Below are 15,145 nucleotides of genomic sequence, written 5' to 3'. Positions count from 1 at the left end.
CGAAACGAATAGGCTTTTTCCATGTCTCACATTTTAGCATATATTTGGTAAATGCGCTAGTATTTAACGGTAAAGCCGTCGTAGAACGACGGGGTTTCAGACCCAAAATTTTCGATGACTGAGCAAGATACTGACTGGATAGGTTTGATGATCGGCAATTCTCGGCTACATTGGGGGTATTTTTGCGGTCAAACCCTGTTAGCTTGTCTCGATACTCCCCACCTGAGGGAACCCCTAAGTAATGAATTTTTGCAACAAATTTTCCCTAAACTCTTGACAAATAAATGTGAATGTGCATTGATTGTCGCCTCCGTGGTTCCTAGCCAAAGAGAATTATGGGCAAATTATGGCAATTTACGGATAATTACTTTAAAAAATATTCCTTTACTGGATTTATATCCAACATTCGGCATCGATCGAGCTTTAGCTGTATTGGGTGCGGGAAAAAAATACGGATTTCCCTGTTTAGTAATCGATGCGGGAACGGCCTTAACTTTTACGGGAGTGGATAGGGATAAAAAGCTAGTGGGAGGGGCCATTTTACCCGGGTTCAAGGTGCAATTAGCCAGTTTAAGGGAACGGACGGCAGCCTTACCAGAGGTGTCCTTACCGGAAAGATTACCTCAGATGTGGGCAAAAGAAACAGCAGAAGGGATAAGAAGTGGGATAATTTATACAATTTTGGCGGGAATAGAAAAATTCAGTCAGGAATGGTTAAATTTATATCCAGAGAGCGGGATAATTTTAACAGGGGGAGATGGGGACTTAATTAGGGATTACTGGCAAGAAAACGCCATTAAATCACCCCTAGTGGATAGGACGATAATTTTTGAGGGAATTGCCGCAGTTAAGGGAATCCCCTACTATTTAATTGACAAAGGGGAACCTATCTAGTAGAGTCGGGGAAAGTTTTCTCAACTGGGGAAATTTCTCAGCAACTAGGCACAAAATTCAGGATATAGTTATGGCGATCGTTCTAGTAACTGGTTCTGCTGGTTTAATCGGTTCCGAATCAGTACGATTTTTTGGCGATCGGGGTTATACTGTCGTCGGTATCGATAATAATATGCGTCAGGTATTTTTTGGTGAAGACGCTTCAACGGAGTGGAATCGAGCCAAATTATCCCAAGATTACAGGGATAAATACATTCACCACGCTGTAGATATTCGCGATCATGAAGCTATTGCAGCTATATTTAAAACCTATAGTCATGATATATCCTTAATTATCCACACGGCGGCGCAACCTTCCCACGATTGGGCAGCTAAGGATCCCTATATGGATTTTAGTGTCAATGCTAACGGAACTTTAGTATTATTAGAAAATACTCGTCAACAATGTCCCCAAGCAGTATTTATTTTCTGTTCCACCAATAAAGTTTACGGGGATAGACCGAATGAATTGCCTTTAGTAGAAAAAGAATTACGTTGGGAAATCTCGGAAAATCATCCTTATTTTGCTCAAGGTATTGACGAGTTGATGAGTATTGATGCTTGTAAACATTCTTTGTTTGGTGCCTCGAAAGTGGCGGCGGATGTATTAGTACAAGAATACGGTCGTTATTTTGAGATGAAAACTGCCTCTTTTCGTGGTGGTTGTTTAACCGGTCCAAGTCATTCGGGAACCCAATTACACGGGTTTTTATCCTACTTAATGAAATGTACGATGATTGGCAAAGAATACAGTATTTATGGGTATAAGGGTAAGCAGGTACGCGATAATATTCATAGTTACGATCTCGTCAATGCTTTCTATCATTTTTATCAGACCCCGCGAGTAGCAGAAGTTTATAATATCGGTGGTAGTCGCTTTAGCAATTGTTCTATGTTAGAAGCTATTCAAGAATGTGAAGCGATTGCGGATAAAAAGTTAAACTGGCAGTATGTAGAGACTAATCGTATTGGTGATCATATCTGGTGGATTTCTGATGTGAGTAAGTTTAAAAATCATTATCCTGATTGGCAGTTAACCTACACAGTAACAGATATTCTCAAAGAGATTTTTAGTCAAAACGTTAGCCGTTGGATCTAGGGTAAATCAAGAATTATTCTGGTCAATTTTTATTTGCTAGTTTTCCCTCGTTACAAAAGTGATTTTTAGCCAAATATACTGCTAGTAATTAAGGGAATCTGTCAATTATATAACCAGAGGAGATTAATGATGTTATTAATAGCAATAAGTAGGGAAGCACAATTATTTGTAGGATGGTTTAGCGGTAGTGTAACCCATGCCGGCGTTTGGTTTCATGCTTCAACCCAACCTACGTTCATCTTATATTTAATTCCACCCACCTACTTATTGACCTAGAAAAACTAAACCAGAGTATATTTTAAGATACTATTATGTTAACTAAAATCTACAACAATAAAATTTTCCGATTTCTCATTGCTGGGGGAGTGGCATTTCTAATCAACTTGTTCTTAATTTATTGGTTCATTGATGACTTGGGATTTAATACCCCATTGCTCAAAAATGTCGCCAACGTCATCTCTATAGAAATATCTTTAATTGCCAGTTTCTTTATCTATAGAATCTGGGTGTGGACTGGAGGAGATTGGACAATTAGAGATGTGATTTTGATACAACTTCCTCTCTATCATCTCTCGGCAGGTTTAGCAGTTTTACTGCGAGTTTTATTGATATTTCCCTTCTTAAACTGGTTAGGAATTAGCCCCGGAGTTAACACAATGATTGGGGTTTTACTGGGAGCTAGTATTAATTATGTTGCCAGTGATAGCCTAATTTTTAAACCCAAGAATAAGACTAATGAGACAGAAATGTACTATCCCGAAGGATTAGCACCAGCTTTCGAGATGGACGGTTACTCTCACCCACGTCAATCAAGGGATAACTATGCAGTAAAAACCCTATCAATAATTATCCCTGCTTACAACGAAGAAGATTGCATCGAAAGCACTACTCACTTAATCTCTGAACGTTTAGAACGGGATAAAATTGATTATGAAATCCTAGTGGTTAATGACAATAGCAAAGATAACACCGAGGCAGTTCTGCAAAAAATCAACCAAGAAAATCCTCGGATTCGCTACATCAATAACTATTATCCCAACGGGTTTGGTTTTGCGGTGCGCTGTGGATTAGAAAATTTTAGCGGTGATGCAGTGGCAGTAGTAATGGCAGATAATTCCGACTCTCCCGATAACATGGTGGACTATTATTATAAACTGCAAGAGGGCTACGATTGCGTTTTTGGTTCTCGTTTTATCAAAGGAGGAAAAGTTATTGATTATCCCATTCACAAGTTATTCGTTAATCGTTTGGCTAATCTCTTTATTCAAGTTTTATTTGGGCTAAAATTTAATGATACCACTAACGCCTTTAAAATCTATCGGAAGGAGGTTATCGAAGGAATCTCACCTCTACTATCTCACCATTTTAACTTAACAGTAGAGATGCCCTTAAAAGCAATCGTGCGAGGATATTCCTACACGACAATTCCCATCACTTGGCGCAATCGTACCACGGGGATTTCCAAGTTAAAACTCAAGGAAATGGGCAGTCGTTATTTATTTATAGTTCTCTCTATCTGGTTAGAAAAACACCTTTCTAGAGGCGACTATAAGCGCAAAAAGAAAAAAAATCAAGTTGTTTGATAATTATTATCTAGTGGAGTATTTTTGATGAGTAGGCAAGTGTTAATTACTGGTGGTGCGGGTTTTGTGGGCAGTTCTTTAGGTTTGGGATTAGCCCAACTCTATCCCGACTGGAAAATTATCGCTTTAGATAACTTAAAACGTCGCGGTTCTGAATTAAATATTCCCCGTCTCAAACAAGCGGGAATTGAGTTTGTTCATGGAGATGTCAGAAATGCGGAAGACTTAGAAGCATCCGCTTTGCCAGTGGATTTAATCCTAGAATGTTCGGCAGAACCTTCCGTTTTAGCTGGTTATACTTCCCCCAGCTACGTTTTGCAGACTAACTTAATTGGAACGATTAACTGTTTAGAATTAGCTAGACAAACCCAAGCGGATTTTATTTTTCTCTCCACCAGCAGAGTTTATCCCATTGCCTATCTTAATCAATTAAACTATACAGAAACAGATACTCGTTTTCAGTTATCTGAACAGCAAGATTTACCCGGAGTTTCTGCTTTTGGTATCAGTGAACAATTTCCCTTAGATTTACCCCGTTCTCTCTACGGTTCCACTAAGTTAGCATCGGAATTGATTATTAATGAATATGGGGATGCCTACGGATTAAGAACTTTAATTAATCGCTGTGGAGTTTTAACCGGTCCTTGGCAGATGGGAAAAGTTGATCAGGGAGTTTTTGCCCTTTGGGTGGCTAATCATTACTTTCAGAAGTCCTTAAAATATATCGGTTATGGGGGTACGGGGAAACAGGTTAGAGATTTTCTTCATGTAGCTGATTTACTCGATTTAATCGATATTCAGATTGCTAATTTAGAACAATTCAAAGGGCAGACTTTTAATGTGGGGGGTGGGCAAGATTTTTCCTTGTCCCTTTATGAAACTACAAAACTATGTCAAGAAATCACGGGCAATAGTATAATGATTGAGGCAGTTCCCGAAAATCGCACCGGAGATATGCCAATTTTTATCACTGATTCTCGCCGAGTTATCGAAGCTACAGGTTGGCAGCCTCAGCGCAATGGAAAAACCCTAATCAAGGATATCTGTGATTGGATTCACACCCATGAAAAGGAACTAAAAAGTATTTTCTAGCTGCTTTCTGGCTAATATCTCTGGAAAATGGAGAATAGGGAACTCGAATCCCTGACCTCTGCGGTGCGATCGCAGCACTCTACCAACTGAGCTAATTCCCCATATAATAGACCATAATAGCATTTTTGAGCAGAAAATACTAGGAACTGGCAAGGGAGCGAGGGGCAAAAAATCGAGCGGCTCCTCTCTGGAAAACTTTAAAATAGAAAAAGTAATCTTGAGGATGATAATTAATGGCGATACTACGCTTAGAGAATGGGACAACCTATACCCAGTTAGCCGATATTAGTCTGGAATTGGCCAAATTAAATGTCACTTTAAACTATTGGCCGATCGAAAACGAAGCCACCCGTCAGCTACTTAAACAAGCTTCTCTCACTGACGAAGAAAAAGAAATAGTTTTAACCAGCTTAGACGGTTATTTTAAGCAACTAAAGCAAGAAGCGGGTTATCAAGCTAGAGATTTAATCGTTTTGCACCCTGAAATTCCCAATCTCGACACTTTACTGGCAAAGTTCGAGCGCTGTCACACCCACGCCGACGATGAGGTGCGTTATATCATTGATGGAGAAGGGGTTTTTGGCTTTGTCTTTGCCGATGGTTCTCAGGGGGAATTAACTATTCAACCTCAAGAATATATCAATGTTCCCGCCCAGAGCGAACACTGGTTTCACCTCACTGCCAGTAAACGAGTTAAAGCAGTGCGTTACTTCACCAGTACCGCCGGATGGGTTCCCGAATATACGGAAACTGTCATTCGTTTTCCTAGTTTAACAGCCCTGTAGCCTTTGGTTTCAGGCGAGCGCTCTCCCCATAAGACAGATGAGTTTTGCAGGGATGGCAACGCCGGCAGCCACAATCTGTTAAGCGGCAAATTTGTCCTGTTGAAAAATCTCCCGTCTAGTGCCTAGCTTGACGGGAGATTGTCTCAATTCGGGGGATTGGCGTGATAGATTTAGTCTAAGCCTAATTGATTGCCCCGTTTGTACTGTAAATAGGCGGCAACGAACAAACCCGCTAGGGTAATGGGAATTAAGCCTAGGGTAATCCCTAGCACTAAAGGTTCAATCACGTCTGTACTCCTTGGATTAGCAATTTTTCACCCGTATTTTATCCTAGCAGGGGTCGCCCGCGAAAGATAGGGCGAGCAGGGGGGAGATGGGGTTTGCGGCAAAAAGTTTTTCGTGGGGGTAGTGGGGTGTTGGGGTAGTGGGGTGGTCACTGCGTGCGCGTTGCGGGGGGTAGTGGGGAATTTAGCTGAAATTTCCCTAAATCCCTATCTCCCGACTCCCCAAAAGGAAAACTTCCTATCTCACCATTAAGATAACTGCTGTACTCTAGGAGCGACCGAGAAAAAATTTTCTCAATGTGCCTTTACCCCAATAGCGATCGATTTCTTGCCAGAGATTGTGGAGAAAAAAAACCACTGCTAGACAGAGAGTAACCGCAAGGATTTGAGAGAAACTTTCCCTTTGCCAAAATTTGGCCATTGCCTCCGAAATCACCCGCGTTCCCCGATAAGCTTCCAGAAAACCCTCGATCGAGCCGAGAATCAGTGCTGCTAGGGTATAAACAAAGGTTCGATACAGAACACTAACGTAACGGGGTCGATTTTCTAACCATTCTAGCTTCATGGCTGCGTCGAGAATTGCCACGGTTTTTGCGGCAATGATCGCTCCTAAGATCGCTTTACCCAAAACGTAGGTAGTAATCGAATACTCTTCCAGAAATAATTTCATGATCAGAAGAATATAACCGAAAGCCAAGAAAAAAAACAGGGCAAGAGAACCGATTTTTTTCAATTCCTTTTTAATTGCTTCCATTGATTTTTTTTGATATTTTCTGCCAAGATAGCGGCTGCGCTGCCGGATAGTCCTATAACTATAAGCTATAGTGAATTATTTGTTGCAGCTATTCTCTCATCTCCACCAGCAAGTTTGATCGCCGATAACTTAACTGATGCTTGAAACTAATTACGGCTTGATTGTCGATAAAATGAGGATTACCGAGGGGATCGATGGCACTGAAAGCGTCAAAATAACGGCGTGCTAGGGGCGGAAAATCGCTAAAATCGAAGATTGTGTCACCTTTGGCCACATCTGCCCAAAAATTTCGTAATTTCGGCGCTAATTCCTCCGCTAGACTCACGGGAAGATTGAGGGGATGGCAGGTTAACAAACGCATCATAAAAGGATAAGAGCGATCGCCTAACCATTGCCGAGAAATAGCGGGTAAATTCTCCCATCCGGGTATATTTTGCAGATGAAAGGATTCTATGGCTAATTCTCCTGTGTTTTCGCAATATTCTAGCACCCGGTAGGGATGGGGATAACTGACGAGGGAACCGGTGGTAATTTCATAGATACCTCTAGTAAAAGCCAGATCTTGCACGTGGAGATGGCCAGTAATCAACAATTTTACGCCGTTTTCCTGTAGTATATCGAGCAGTTCTACCGCATTAGCCAACATATAGCGTTTACCTAATTCATGATTGCTTTGTCCGGGTAAATGCTCGATAACGTTATGATGGATCATCACCATCACTAGATCGTTTTTTAGCGCGGGTAAAGTCTGTTTTAACCAATGCAATTGTTCTGCATCTAAACTGCCAATTTGTTTACCTTGGTCATCAAATTGATTAGAATTAAGACCGATTAATTGCACTCCGGGTGAAATTTCTTGTTGGTAGTATATTTGTTCGGGATTGCTGTAACCAAATTGTTGATAATAAAAGGGAAAATCTGCTAAACCGATCTGGTTTTCTGTTGCGGTTAAACTCAAAACATCATGATTACCCGGCACCACATAGACGGGGAAGGGTAAAGTAGCTAAACAATCGGCTAACCAACGATGATTTTCTGGTTCACCATCTTGGGTTAAATCGCCAGCAATCAGCAGAAAATCGAGGTTAAGAGTGATGAGATGGTCTAAAACAATTTTTAAAGCGGGAATACTCACTTCCACCAGATGAAAGCGATTAGAATGGTTCAAAATGGTTGTGGGTAAAGCGATATGAGGATCGCTGAGAATGGCGAAACGGAAATTCATCGCATTAAATTGGGCTAAATATCGGTAAACTAGATCGATCGAGGAGAAATAGAGGAGAAAATATCTTTGGCTAAAGTTCGCGTTCGTCAGCACGTCAATCCCTTAAGTCATAAATATCGCCATCCGATCGCTCCCCCCGATTGGAATCAAGTTTATCAGGATATGACGCAACCTCTCCATCTTGACATTGGTTGTGCGCGGGGTAAATTTTTGTTACAAATGGCCCAAGTAGAGCCAGAAATTAATTTTTTGGGCATTGAAATTCGTCAACCTTTGGTAATTGAAGCCAATCAGGAACGGGAAAGGTTAGGATTAAGTAATCTCGCTTTTGTTTTTGGCAATATGAATGTTGCCCCAGAAATTTTACTGCAATCTTTGCCTGCAGATAAGTTATTTTGGGTGTCGATTCAATTTCCCGATCCTTGGTTTAAACAGCGTCACAGCAAGCGTCGGGTTGTGCAGCCAGAATTAGTCATAGCTTTGGCTAAGTATATGGTAGCTGGGGGCTGGGTTTTTTTACAGTCGGATGTGGAATCGATCGCCCTGGAAATGACCGAGAGATTTCAAGCACATCCCAATTTTGTTCGGCAACATCAAACCCCCTGGTTAGAGGAAAATATTTTCCCCGTACCGACGGAGAGGGAAAAGTCCACTTATAATAAGGGTCAACCGGTTTATCGCTCGCTTTTTCGAGTTCGGTAGCTTCAGCTAAAATATCTTGGCACTGTCTGAAATCATGGTTAGAAATCTCGACTCACCCCTAATACTTGAGGATAATAATCGCCCCCCTGTCTCTCAATTGCTAGAATTTCTCTTAACAAAAGAAAAAAACACTAAAAAAACTAAAGAAAATCTTACTTTTGAGGCTTTGGTCGGTACTTGGCGATTATACTTTATCACAGGAACTCAAAAAGCGAAAAAGAGAGCGGGAATTGTTTTGGGTAAGGGTCGCTATCTACCGTCCTGGTTAAAAATTACCATCTCTTACCAAAGAAATGAGAGTTTAGAACCGGGAGAATTTATCTCTGGAACCGTCAGCAATCACATAGTTTTAGGAGCAGTAAAACTATCTGTAAGCGGTCCGGTTAAGTTTTTTCCTAAAACCCGTCTTCTCGCCTTTGATTTTACCCGGCTCAACCTAACCCTATTTAATCGCTCTCTCTATTCAGGTTTTATTAGAAATGGGCAGGCAAGTGAAGCGAATTTTTATCAGGAAAGTATCAAAAAACAGGCATTTTTTGCCTATTTTCTGATCACAGAAACAATGATGGCAGCCCGGGGACGAGGGGGAGGATTAGCCCTTTGGGTAAAAGAGATAAGTGAGACAAAACTAGCTGAAAAATAAGTTATTAGAGGAGAAATAGATGGGATATTCTATCGAGGTAGATGGGACAAATTTTGACAGTGAAGTGATTGAGAAATCCTATCTAAATACAGTGATTTTAGACTTTTATGCTCTGTGGTGTGGACCCTGTAAATTGGTAAAACCAATGCTAGAAAAACTGGCAAGCGAATATAATTTTATCCTTGCCAAAATAGATATAGATAAAAATCCCGAATTAGCCGAACAATACGATGTAGAAGGAGTTCCCGATGTGCGAATTGTCAGCAAGGGAGAAGTGTTACCCTGTTTTGTCGGTGCTTTGCCAGAAGAACAAATTAGAGACTTATTTTCCCGTCTCGATTTAAAATCGGAATTAGAAACAGGATTAGCAGAAATACAAGAAGCGATCGCCCTAGATAATTTGCCCGCAGCTAAACAATTATTCGATCATCTTTTTCCTAAATATTCCAACGAACCGCGATTAGTTATTATGGCGGTAAAATTTCTCATGCGTCTAGAAAAATGGTCTGATGCTTACCGATTAATCAGTGCTATTAAAGAAGAAAATCCCGTGATCAAAGGTTGGAAAACTCTCCTAGAATTTCAACAGTTAAAACCAGAAAATAATCCCCTCGATCCGATATTTTTTACTGGGATTAATTCCGCATTAAAAGAAGATTATGCCGCCGCTTTAGAGCAACTGATCGGTCTGGTGGGAAAAAGTAGAAAATATCGTCAGGATGGGGCAAGAAAAGCCATATTAGCTATATTTCAGATTTTGGGAGTTAGTCATCCCCTCACCCAAGAATACCAAGCAAAGTTAACATTTCTGCTCTACTAGGTAGGGTTTGCGGCAAAAAGTTTGTTGGTGGGGTTAGGAGTCGGTCATCAGGAGTCAGTCTCGATGAAAAAATTTTCACCCCCACAGATGAAAGAGGTTTCCTTCCCTACACCCCACACCCCACACCCTACACCCTCTTTCAAGTCAGGAGTCGGTCAAAACTAAAGCAATTCCCCAAGAAATTGCAACAAACAACTACCAGGGAATTGCTAGAGACAAGATGGGGTTTATTTGTGGCGAATCATTTCATAAAGGGCAACGTATTCTTCGCCGGGACGATTCCAAGAGTAATCGCATTCCATGCCTTGAATCGCTAATTTTTGGAATTCTTCCGGTTGAGTGTACCACAATTCTAATGCCCGGGACATGGCTGATTCGAGGGCATTATTATCGGGATCAAAAAAGACAAAACCATTGCGTTCTTCGGGTTTGTGATAGGTATCATAATCGCGATCAAAAACCGTATTAACTAAACCACCAACTCCCCGGACGATGGGAACGGTTCCGTATTTTAAGCTGATTACTTGTGTCAGTCCGCAGGGTTCAAAATTACTGGGAACCACAATCATATCGGCCCCCGCATAAATGAGGTGAGATAATTCCTCATTAAAGCCCAATTCAATATGAACATCAGGGTTATTATTTAGGTGATTTTTCTCGTGCCAGAACCAGTTATTAATTAACGATTCGGTGGCGGAACCTAAGAGGACAAATTGCGCCCCGCGAGCTAAGGCATAATACATGGCATGGTGAACTAAATGTACGCCTTTTTGGTCATCTAAACGACCGACATAACAAATTAAGGGTTTTTCTGGTGCATCTCTTAACCAGAGTCTTTCTCGCAGTGCCTTCTTATTGCGTGCCTTCTCGGAGAAGCTATCAACACCGTAGGGTGCAGCAATAAATTTATCCACCTCTGGGTTCCAGATATTGTAATCTAAACCGTTGAGAATGCCGGTAAATTTCTGTTGATGCTGGTGAATTGTATGACCTAAACCGTAACTAACCTCGGTGTGGTGTGCTTCCCAAGCATGGTGGGGTGAGACGGTATTGAAATAGTTGGAAAAGACGATACCACCTTTCATAAAATTAATCACAAAAGGATTGAAGTTATCGCGCATTCGGGCATAGCTAAAGTAGTAAGTATCGTTATTTAATCCTGTTGCCCTGAGAATTTCCGCACCAGCAAATCCTTGATGTTTAAAGTTATGGATGGTGTAGAGAACGCGCTGATTGCCCATACCATGATATTTATAAATTTCAAAAAGTAATGGCGGAATTAAACCGGTTTGCCAGTCGTGACAATGAATTATATCGGGACGTTTATTACTTCTGAGCAAAAATTCTAAAGCGGCTTTGCAGAAGAAGGCAAAACGCATATTATCGTCCTTACAACCGTAGTAAGTACCGCGATTAAAGAAATTATCGCCCGAATTGGGTTGAATAAAGAAACACAAGCGCCCGTGTACCCAACCACAAAAAACGTTACAGTGAATTGCCCCACCGTACCAAGGTACCCACAGGTCCCGATAAGCCTCGTGTAAGCCCCAAATTTGGTCGTAGCGCATACAATCATACATGGGTAGGATTAGCTCCACGCAATGACCGCGAATTTCTAATTCTCGACTCAATCCATATACCACATCCCCCAATCCCCCAGCTTTAATCACTGGAGCGCACTCAGAGGCAATCTGAACTATATACATATATCAATAACTCCGTCGATTAATCTACAGGTCAGCTAGAAGCAATTTTTACAAAAGTATACAGTCTTCTGTGATTAATTGACTCGATCGATCGAATTAGTTGGGTGTTGGGGAAGTGGGAATTATGAATTATGAATTATGAATTGGGGAGTGGGGTGTTGGGATGTTGGGGTGTTGGGGTAGTGGGGTGTTGGGGTGTTGGGGAAGTGGGGGAATTTAGCTGAAATTTCCCTATCTCCCTATCTCCATCTCCCTAAATCCCTATCTCCCCATCTCCCCATCTCCTGTCTCGGAGTCTCCTGAAGATTAACAGCGTTTTAACTGTCCTAGGAGCAAAATCACCTCATCAATGCCGTTTCTGAGGGTGGTGGCGGGTTGATCGCTGTTATTTACGGTTATGCTAAAGATTAGGGGTTGATTGTCGGCGGTTTCTAGATAACCCGCGAGAGCGATAACTCCGGTTAAAGTCCCGGTTTTTGCCTGTAATCGTCCTTCTAGGGGAGTCTGGCGAAATCTATTGGTTAAAGTGCCATCAATGCCGCCAATGGCTAAAGAACGACGATAATCAGGGTTTTCTGCCATTATTTGTAAAATTTGACCTAAAGTCTTGGGTTTAATTAGGTTTTGTCGTGATAGCCCCGAACCGTCGCCGATTTTATAACTATCGCTGTTAATTCCCAGTTTTGTTAAAGTTTCTTGCAATCCCGTCACACCGCCGAGCATTTGTAGTAGGGTTTCGGCTAGTAAATTATCGCTATTTTTATTGACTTTTTCCACCAAATATGCTAGGGGTTCTGATGCTAAATTGGTGATTTCATAGCCGAGAATCTGTGAACTAATTTCTGCGTTTTTAACAGTAATTCCCGCTTTTTCAAGGATATTACGCCAGCGAGCCAGGAAATATTCCGAGGGTTGGGGAATAGCTAAATTAAAATCATCTTGACTATCTATCGCCAGAGAACCAGTGATAATCAGGCGATTATTGGCTAAATTGCCCTTAATTGCCAGAGTATTCGGGCTTCCTTGCGCTGCGGTGCTGGTTTGATTCTCAATTAGCCATTGTTTAGCGGCAATGGGATCAGACCATTGTAAATCTAAGCTTTGCCCCAATTGTCGCGGTAAAAGCTTTAAAGTGACGGAATTTTCGTTTAAAACCAAGCTAGAAGCGGGTACAGCATAGTCAAAAAAGACATCTTCCCATTCCCAGGTTTTTTGACTATCGGAGACAAGAAAAGGACTAGCAACGACAATTAAGCGAGAAATTGAGTTAATTCCCTGTGCTTTTAACTTTTCTGCTAATTTTTCTAACTTTTCTGTGGTTATGGTGGCATCTCCCCTCCCGACTAAGGTTAAAGTTTCTAAATCGGGGGGATTGCCTTGAACTAAAATGGGGGTTTTCAGACGATAATCGCGGTTAAATTTGCTAAAAGCGGCGGCAGTGGTTAATAATTTTGCGGTAGAAGCGGGAGTAAAAAAGTTATTTTCGTGGATACTATAGATATTTTGGTCAGAATTGAGGTATTTTACTAAAATTCCCCAATAAGCGCCTTGATAATCGGGTCGGGCCAAAATGCGATCGATCCTGGTGGCTAAGTCTGCGGGACAGATAAACTCGGAAGGGGGGGAATTGTCTGGACTGATGGGGGTTGCAAGGGTGACGGGATGGTTTACCCAGAGAAATAGGGAACAAGTCCCCAAGAGAAAAGATAATTTCGAGCGGCGTGTTAGCATAGAATTAAATCTTGGCCGTAGGTAAATTGACTCTAATTTAGCAGCATTAGTGACTATATTGTCCTAGTTACTCGATAGATTCAGTTAGGGATTGATCCGAGATATTCGCTCCCCTTTTTGCCCAAAAAGTTTCTTGATTCCGTTAAATTTCTATTCATTTGCGAGGATGTTTTTATGAGTTATGATTTTGATTTATTGGTGATTGGTGGTGGTTCTGGTGGTATTGCCACCGCTAGACGGGCAGCCGAATACGGGGCAAAAGTGGGATTAGCAGAATACGATCGTTTGGGAGGAACCTGTGTTAATCGCGGTTGTATTCCCAAAAAATTAATGGTTTATTCTAGTCGTTTTCCGCAACTATTTAAGGATGCGGAAGCTTACGGGTGGAGTCCGGTAGAGAGTCAGTTAAATTGGCAAAAATTAATTAGTGCGGTTAATCAGGAAACTATACGTTTGAATGGCATTTATCAAAAGATGCTAGATAATTCTCAAGTGACGATTTTTCCTAATTATGCCAAGTTTATTGATACCCATACCCTAGAGGTAGGAGACGAGAAAATTACTGCCGATAAAATTTTAATTGCCGTGGGGGGACATCCCGTTAAACCTAATATTCCGGGGATTGAACATACAGTAGTTTCTGATGCCATGTTTCAACTGCCAGAACAACCAAAAAGAATTATAGTTTTAGGGGCGGGATATATTGGGGTAGAATTTGCTGGTATTATGCACGGATTAGGGACAGAAGTGGTGCAGTTAATCCGTAAAGACAAGATTTTAAGAGGGTTTGATGAGGATATCCGCGATGAGATTCAAGCGGAAATGATCCGTCAGGGAATTAAAATTATGCCCGAAACTTTCCCCACTTCGATCGAGAAAACTGCCGAGGGGTTAAAAGTACATATTCAGGGTCAAGAAACCTCAGAAATTTTATTTGTTGATGCCCTAGGTTTAGCCGCTACTGGAAGAATTCCTAAGCTGGAAAAATTGGGCTTAGAGAATGTCAATGTCGAGGTAAAAAATGGGGCAATTGTTGTCAACGAGTATAGCCAAACCAGCGAAGACAATATCTATGCCGTGGGCGATTGTACCGATAAAATTAATTTAACTCCCGTGGCCATTAATGAGGGGCGCGCCTTTGCCGATACAGTCTTCGGTAATAAACCCCGGTTAATGAGTTATGAAAATGTTCCTTCGGCAGTATTTTCTACTCCTGAAGCGGCGACGGTGGGATTAACAGAATTGCAAGCAAAAAACCTATATGGTGAGACGGGGATTAAAGTTTATCGATCTAAATTCCGCCCTGGTTACAATGTTTTACCGGCCCGAGAGGACAAAACTTTGATGAAATTAGTTGTCCATCAGGAAAGTGGTAAAATTCTTGGCGCGCACATGGTAGGAGATCACGCCGCCGAAATTATTCAAGGAGTAGCCATTGCCGTAAAAATGGGGGCGACAAAAGCCGATTTTGATGCCACTGTCGGCATTCACCCCAGTGCCGCCGAGGAATTCGTCACCATGCGTTAATTAACAATTTTAGGTGTGTTAGGTTGGGTGCATCTCACACTTGCAGAAATACCGACAATCAGCAATTATCAGTGACTCTTAGATTATTACAGATATATCAGCAGCTGCCTGTAAGCATCCCACCGAAAAACTAATGCGCTCCGGGGTTTGGGTAGGGCTGTTTCATTCTCCCATGAGAATATCAAAAGTAAAAGCGATCACCGTCAGGTAAAATGAGAAGTGACCGCCAACCTTTAAAATATATGTTGAGCTTAATAGAAA

14 protein-coding genes and 1 tRNA gene are annotated in these 15,145 nt (G+C 41.5%); 9 read left to right on the top strand and 6 right to left on the bottom strand.

Features of this window, described 5'->3' with window-relative positions:
- The first annotated feature begins 114 nt into the window (after positions 1-114).
- The 4 genes from EWV84_RS09910 (at position 115) to EWV84_RS09895 (ending at position 4,707) form a co-directional block, all read left to right on the top strand.
- The gene (locus tag EWV84_RS09910) at positions 115-894 is read left to right on the top strand and encodes a pantothenate kinase (protein ID WP_287077861.1); all 780 of its coding nucleotides are present in this window, start codon (positions 115-117) and stop codon (positions 892-894) included.
- Positions 895-964: 70 nt separating this feature from the next.
- Complete coding sequence (locus EWV84_RS09905) at positions 965-2,032, top strand: NAD-dependent epimerase/dehydratase family protein (RefSeq protein ID WP_287077860.1); 1,068 nt, start codon at positions 965-967, stop codon at positions 2,030-2,032.
- Positions 2,033-2,343: 311 nt separating this feature from the next.
- On the top strand, positions 2,344-3,615 hold the full coding sequence (locus tag EWV84_RS09900; protein ID WP_287077859.1) for a glycosyltransferase: 1,272 nt from the start codon (positions 2,344-2,346) through the stop codon (positions 3,613-3,615).
- Positions 3,616-3,642: 27 nt separating this feature from the next.
- Entirely contained in the window at positions 3,643-4,707 is a 1,065-nt protein-coding gene (locus tag EWV84_RS09895) for an NAD-dependent epimerase/dehydratase family protein (protein ID WP_287077858.1), read from the top strand.
- A gap of 28 nt (positions 4,708-4,735) precedes the next feature.
- Here the strand turns inward: EWV84_RS09895 and EWV84_RS09890 are convergent.
- A tRNA-Ala gene (locus tag EWV84_RS09890) sits at positions 4,736-4,808 on the bottom strand.
- A 132-nt stretch (positions 4,809-4,940) separates the two neighbouring features.
- Between EWV84_RS09890 and EWV84_RS09885 the strand changes: the two genes are divergently transcribed.
- Positions 4,941-5,492, top strand: a complete 552-nt coding sequence (locus EWV84_RS09885; RefSeq protein WP_286825886.1) for a 1,2-dihydroxy-3-keto-5-methylthiopentene dioxygenase — start codon at positions 4,941-4,943, stop codon at positions 5,490-5,492.
- A gap of 170 nt (positions 5,493-5,662) precedes the next feature.
- Here the strand turns inward: EWV84_RS09885 and petG are convergent, their stop codons facing one another.
- The 3 genes from petG to EWV84_RS09870 all read right to left on the bottom strand — a co-directional run bounded on the left by petG (position 5,663) and on the right by EWV84_RS09870 (position 7,755).
- Positions 5,663-5,779, bottom strand: coding sequence for a cytochrome b6-f complex subunit V (gene petG, locus EWV84_RS09880; RefSeq protein WP_286825887.1), 117 nt, complete (start codon positions 5,777-5,779; stop codon positions 5,663-5,665).
- Positions 5,780-6,044: 265 nt separating this feature from the next.
- Positions 6,045-6,530 carry a hypothetical protein gene (locus EWV84_RS09875; RefSeq protein ID WP_287077857.1) on the bottom strand — a complete coding sequence of 162 codons (486 nt, stop codon included), beginning with the start codon at positions 6,528-6,530 and terminating at the stop codon, positions 6,045-6,047.
- Positions 6,531-6,618: 88 nt separating this feature from the next.
- Positions 6,619-7,755, bottom strand: coding sequence for a metallophosphoesterase family protein (locus EWV84_RS09870; RefSeq protein ID WP_286825889.1), 1,137 nt, complete (start codon positions 7,753-7,755; stop codon positions 6,619-6,621).
- A 66-nt stretch (positions 7,756-7,821) separates the two neighbouring features.
- On the opposite strand from EWV84_RS09870, the gene trmB reads away from it, so the two are divergent.
- The 3 genes from trmB to EWV84_RS09855 are packed head-to-tail and all read left to right on the top strand — an operon-like array spanning position 7,822 to position 9,920.
- Positions 7,822-8,457: a tRNA (guanosine(46)-N7)-methyltransferase TrmB gene (gene trmB, locus EWV84_RS09865; protein WP_286825890.1), complete on the top strand. Its 636-nt coding sequence runs from the start codon at positions 7,822-7,824 to the stop codon at positions 8,455-8,457.
- 34 nt (positions 8,458-8,491) lie between these two features.
- Positions 8,492-9,100, top strand: coding sequence for a hypothetical protein (locus tag EWV84_RS09860; RefSeq protein WP_287077856.1), 609 nt, complete (start codon positions 8,492-8,494; stop codon positions 9,098-9,100).
- A 19-nt stretch (positions 9,101-9,119) separates the two neighbouring features.
- Positions 9,120-9,920 carry a tetratricopeptide repeat protein gene (locus EWV84_RS09855; protein ID WP_287077855.1) on the top strand — a complete coding sequence of 267 codons (801 nt, stop codon included), beginning with the start codon at positions 9,120-9,122 and terminating at the stop codon, positions 9,918-9,920.
- A 227-nt stretch (positions 9,921-10,147) separates the two neighbouring features.
- Here EWV84_RS09855 and glgA read toward each other — a convergent pair whose 3' ends face one another.
- Together glgA and dacB are read right to left on the bottom strand one after the other, a co-directional pair.
- Positions 10,148-11,626, bottom strand: a complete 1,479-nt coding sequence (glgA, locus tag EWV84_RS09850) for a glycogen synthase GlgA (protein ID WP_287077854.1) — start codon at positions 11,624-11,626, stop codon at positions 10,148-10,150.
- 306 nt (positions 11,627-11,932) lie between these two features.
- Entirely contained in the window at positions 11,933-13,357 is a 1,425-nt protein-coding gene (dacB, locus tag EWV84_RS09845; protein WP_287077853.1) for a D-alanyl-D-alanine carboxypeptidase/D-alanyl-D-alanine endopeptidase, read from the bottom strand.
- A 174-nt stretch (positions 13,358-13,531) separates the two neighbouring features.
- Here dacB and gorA point away from each other — a divergent pair, with 174 nt between their 5' ends.
- A complete protein-coding gene (gene gorA / locus EWV84_RS09840) occupies positions 13,532-14,884 on the top strand; it encodes a glutathione-disulfide reductase (protein ID WP_287077852.1) in 1,353 nt (450 codons plus the stop codon).
- The last annotated feature ends 261 nt before the right edge of the window (positions 14,885-15,145 follow it).

Origin of the sequence: Microcystis sp. M_QC_C_20170808_M3Col, from assembly GCF_007095505.1 — a bacterium.
Lineage (GTDB): Bacteria > Cyanobacteriota > Cyanobacteriia > Cyanobacteriales > Microcystaceae > Microcystis.
Note: the sequence above shows the minus strand (reverse complement) of the source record. Positions and strands in the feature narration are given on the sequence as shown.

Coding starts and splice junctions, on each gene's coding strand:
- EWV84_RS09885 (WP_286825886.1), top strand. CDS start 4,941: ATGGCGATACTACGCTTAGAGAATGGGACAACCTATACCCAGTTAGCC.
- EWV84_RS09855 (WP_287077855.1), top strand. CDS start 9,120: ATGGGATATTCTATCGAGGTAGATGGGACAAATTTTGACAGTGAAGTG.
- EWV84_RS09895 (WP_287077858.1), top strand. CDS start 3,643: ATGAGTAGGCAAGTGTTAATTACTGGTGGTGCGGGTTTTGTGGGCAGT.
- EWV84_RS09875 (WP_287077857.1), bottom strand. CDS start 6,530: ATGGAAGCAATTAAAAAGGAATTGAAAAAAATCGGTTCTCTTGCCCTG.
- EWV84_RS09900 (WP_287077859.1), top strand. CDS start 2,344: ATGTTAACTAAAATCTACAACAATAAAATTTTCCGATTTCTCATTGCT.
- EWV84_RS09860 (WP_287077856.1), top strand. CDS start 8,492: ATGGTTAGAAATCTCGACTCACCCCTAATACTTGAGGATAATAATCGC.
- EWV84_RS09870 (WP_286825889.1), bottom strand. CDS start 7,755: ATGAATTTCCGTTTCGCCATTCTCAGCGATCCTCATATCGCTTTACCC.
- gorA (WP_287077852.1), top strand. CDS start 13,532: ATGAGTTATGATTTTGATTTATTGGTGATTGGTGGTGGTTCTGGTGGT.
- glgA (WP_287077854.1), bottom strand. CDS start 11,626: ATGTATATAGTTCAGATTGCCTCTGAGTGCGCTCCAGTGATTAAAGCT.
- EWV84_RS09910 (WP_287077861.1), top strand. CDS start 115: ATGACTGAGCAAGATACTGACTGGATAGGTTTGATGATCGGCAATTCT.
- dacB (WP_287077853.1), bottom strand. CDS start 13,357: ATGCTAACACGCCGCTCGAAATTATCTTTTCTCTTGGGGACTTGTTCC.
- EWV84_RS09905 (WP_287077860.1), top strand. CDS start 965: ATGGCGATCGTTCTAGTAACTGGTTCTGCTGGTTTAATCGGTTCCGAA.